The organism is Ketobacter sp. MCCC 1A13808 (assembly GCF_009746715.1).
GTDB lineage: Bacteria > Pseudomonadota > Gammaproteobacteria > Pseudomonadales > Ketobacteraceae > Ketobacter.
Map to the genome: position 1 here is coordinate 1 of NZ_VRKW01000061.1, position 1,314 is coordinate 1,314.

Consider the following 1,314-nt stretch of genomic DNA (forward strand, 5'->3'; position numbering starts at 1 on the left):
TGGATCAGATTTTCAAAAAAGCGGTAGCGCGTGGGCCGGCTTTTCCACTTATCTTTTTGCAGAATTTCCGTATCATTCTGATAACGCTGAATCATATCAACTAATTCAGCAGCCTCTGTACGACTGTAGACAATTAACGTCATTTCAAAGTTCAGCCACAGACTGCGCGAATCCATATTAACGGTGCCGAAAAAGCCGACTTCCGAATCCACTACCACACACTTTGAATGCAATAGCCCGTTATCGTAAAGGTGAATATGGATTCCCACGTCCAACAGTTCCTGAAAATAGGATCGACTGGCATAACGCACCAGAAACGAATCGACTTTGCGTGGCAGGATTACGTCCACTTGAACACCGCGCTTCGCGGCGATCTTCAACGCCTGCACCAATGAGATGTCCGGCACAAAATACGGCGTCACAATTTTTATACTGGTGGAAGCGGAGTAGATAGCCTGTAGCAGCGCGCTAAGAATGCTTTCACTGTCTGCGTCCGGACCGGAAGGCACCACCTGAATAATGGCCTTATCGCTTGCCGGATGAATCGCGCGGGGGAATATTTCCAGCTCGTCGCTGGTTTCAATATTCCAATACCAGCGAAACACGGCATCCACCAAATTGACCGCCGGGCCTTCCATGCGCGCCATCACATCAATCCACTGCCCAACACCGTGATCCTGCTTGAAGCTGGCAGGGTCAATCAAATTAAAACTGCCGGTGTAGGCAACCCGGCCATCAATAATGATGCTTTTGCGATGATTCCGCAGATCGTATCGGGCAAGGCGCCAGGGAGGAATACCGATCGGGCAGGCTTTAATTACCTTGATCCCGTTTTGCACCAGTTTTTCGTAATAGCCGGTTTTGAAAAAAAGTTGGCTGCCGACCGCATCCAGCATCACCCGGCACACGACACCGCGCTGGTGGGCCCTGATTAAAGCATCAAGCACCCCCTGGGTTAAACCACCTGCCTGCCATATATAAAATTCCAAATGGCAATAGAGTTGCGCTTGATCAATGTCTTTTACGATGGAGCGGATGGTGAGCGAGGCGCTTTCCAGCAGTTCAATGGCGTTGCCTCCCAATGCTGGAATACCGGAGCTGTTCATCTCATAATTTGATAACGACCGGCACATGGGGTGATGCCCCTCCCAATCGTCAAAATGCAGCTCCCGTCCACCCAGGCGCAGGCGGTGGGATGAATCCAGCAATAACGCCATACGTTGCCGGTAACGAATCCCCAGATAACGCTCTCCGAACAACAGATAAAGCACCACCCCGACATAAGGCAGCAATGTAAGCAACAACAACCAGGAC

At 50.6% G+C, this 1,314-nt stretch carries 1 protein-coding gene; it reads right to left on the reverse strand.

The window, feature by feature from the left end:
* A partial coding sequence (gene cls / locus FT643_RS23010; protein WP_156873737.1) for a cardiolipin synthase occupies nucleotides 1–1,314 on the reverse strand: 1,314 nt, incomplete at both ends.